Source organism: Delftia sp. ASV31 (genome assembly GCF_016428765.1).
GTDB classification, from domain to species: domain Bacteria; phylum Pseudomonadota; class Gammaproteobacteria; order Burkholderiales; family Burkholderiaceae_C; genus Comamonas; species Comamonas acidovorans.
In genome coordinates this window covers 1-2065 of record NZ_JAELTK010000180.1, presented here as the reverse complement: position 1 = coordinate 2065, position 2065 = coordinate 1, and the positions used below count along the sequence as shown (strand labels likewise).

At 68.1% G+C, this 2065-nt stretch carries 2 protein-coding genes; both read right to left on the bottom strand.

Annotation, left to right across the window (positions count from 1 at the left end; genetic code table 11):
- On the bottom strand, positions 1-1026 hold a 1026-nt coding region (locus JHD82_RS28845; protein WP_199140313.1), incomplete at its 3' end, for an ABC-F family ATP-binding cassette domain-containing protein.
- 94 nt (positions 1027-1120) lie between these two features.
- A partial coding sequence (locus JHD82_RS28840) for a tripartite tricarboxylate transporter substrate binding protein (protein WP_199140311.1) occupies positions 1121-2065 on the bottom strand: 945 nt, incomplete at its 5' end.

The window sequence follows — 2065 nt, the reverse complement described above, 5'->3', positions numbered from 1 at the left end:
CGCCAGCACCGAGCGGTTGACGCCGCGCAGGATGGTGGTCGCCTGGCCTTCGTCGTCCAGGTAGCCGAATGCGGCGTCCGTGATGGCCAGCATGGGGTTGGGCAGGTTGGCCGGCGGCTTGAACTCGAAGGTGAAATCGGCGCTGGCCAGCATGGGTGCGACCTTTTCCATGCGCTCGATCTGCTTGACGCGGCTTTGCGCCTGCTTGGCCTTGGAGGCCTTGGCCTTGAAGCGGTCGATGAATTTTTGCAGGTGGGCGATCTTGTCCTGCTGGCGCTCGAACGAGGCCTGCTGCAGCAGGATCTGCTGGGCGCGCAGTTCCTCGAACTTGCTGTAGTTGCCGCCATAGCGCGTGACCTGCGCGTTTTCGATGTGCAGCGTGGTGTTGGTGATGGCGTCCAGGAATTCGCGGTCATGGCTGATCACGACCAGGGTGCCGGGGTAGCGCTTGAGCCAGGCTTCCAGCCAGACCAGGGCGTCCAGGTCCAAGTGGTTGGTGGGCTCGTCCAGCAGCAGCAGGTCGGAGGGGCACATCAGCGCGCGCGCCAGCTGCAGGCGCATGCGCCAGCCGCCGGAGAAGCTGTTGACGGGGTGCTCCAGCTCGGAGACCTTGAAGCCCAGGCCCAGGATCAGGGCCTGTGCGCGCGGCACGGCATCGTGCGCGCCGGCATCGGCCAGGTCCACGTGGGCATGGGCGATGGCCATGCCGTCCTCGCTGGCCTCGGCGGCCGCGAGCTGGGCATTGAGCTCGCTCAGGCGGGTGTCGCCGTCCAGCACGAACTGGGTGGCCGTCTCCGAGGTCTCTGGCATGTTCTGCGCGACCTGGCCCAGGCGCCATTGCGAAGGGATGGAGAACTCTCCACCGTCCTCGGCCAGGCTGCCGTTGAGCAGGGCGAACAGGCTGGACTTGCCGGCGCCATTGCGTCCGACAAGGCCGACTTTTTCACCGGGGTTGATGGAGACGGAGGTGCTGTCCAGCAGCACGCGGGTGCCGCGGCGCAGGGTAATGTTGCGAAGGCTGATCATGAATGGGCAGGATTATCCCAGCGATTGCGCCAGGGCAGGATTGCCGCCCGCCATGCCCGTGCCCGGCCACGGTGCAAAGCCCTGGTACCAGGCCCTAGATCGGCTGTATGCCCACGCGCTGCATCATGGACTGGGTGAACTGGATCTCGCGCTCGAAGCCCTTGGCATAGGCGTCGGCGCTGGTGATGGCGACCTTGCCGCCTTCCTGCTCCAGCAAGGCGATGACCCTGGGCTGCCTGAGCACTTCCTCCAGCGCCGTGCGCAGCCGCTGAACGATGGGCTCGGGCGTGGCGGCCGGCACGGACACACCGCCCCAGGACGTGAGGTTGACGTTGGGCACACCCAGCTCGGCCAGGGTCTGCACCTGGGGCAGCTTGGCGTTGCGCTGCGGGCCGGCAATGGCCAGCGGCACCAGCTTGCCCGCCAGCACCTGGGGATAGGCCACGGAAAACAGCGGGGCGCCGAAGGCCACCTGCTGGCCCAGCACGGCATTGACCAGTTCCGAGGCGCCCTTGTAGGGCACATGGTTGACCTGCAGGCCCATGCTGGAGGCCAGCATCTCCACGCCCAGGTGCGACGGCGTGCCCACGCCGCCCGAGGCATAGTCCAGCGCGCCGGGCCTGGCCTTGGCGCGAGCGGCCAGGTCGTCCAGCGTGCGCATGCCCGAGTCGGCATGCACGACGACCAGGATGTCCGAGCGCGACATGCCCAGCACATGGCGGAAGTCCTTGAACACGTCGTAGCCCGGGCTTTTGTACATGCGCATGGCGGCGGCCATGGGCGAGCCCGAGTACAGCAGGGTGTAGCCGTCCGCCGGCGCCTTGGCCACCTGGCGTGCTCCGATGTTGCCGCCCGCGCCTGCGCGGTTGTCTATCACCACGGGCTGGCCCAGCTGGGCCGACAGCGCCTCGGCCACGATGCGCGCGGCCGTGTCGGGGCTGGTGCCGGCCAGGTAGGGCACCACCCATTTGATGGGGCGCGTGGGCCAGGCGCTGTCATGTGTGGCGGCTGTGGCGGCTGTGGTGGCCCAGGGCAGGCC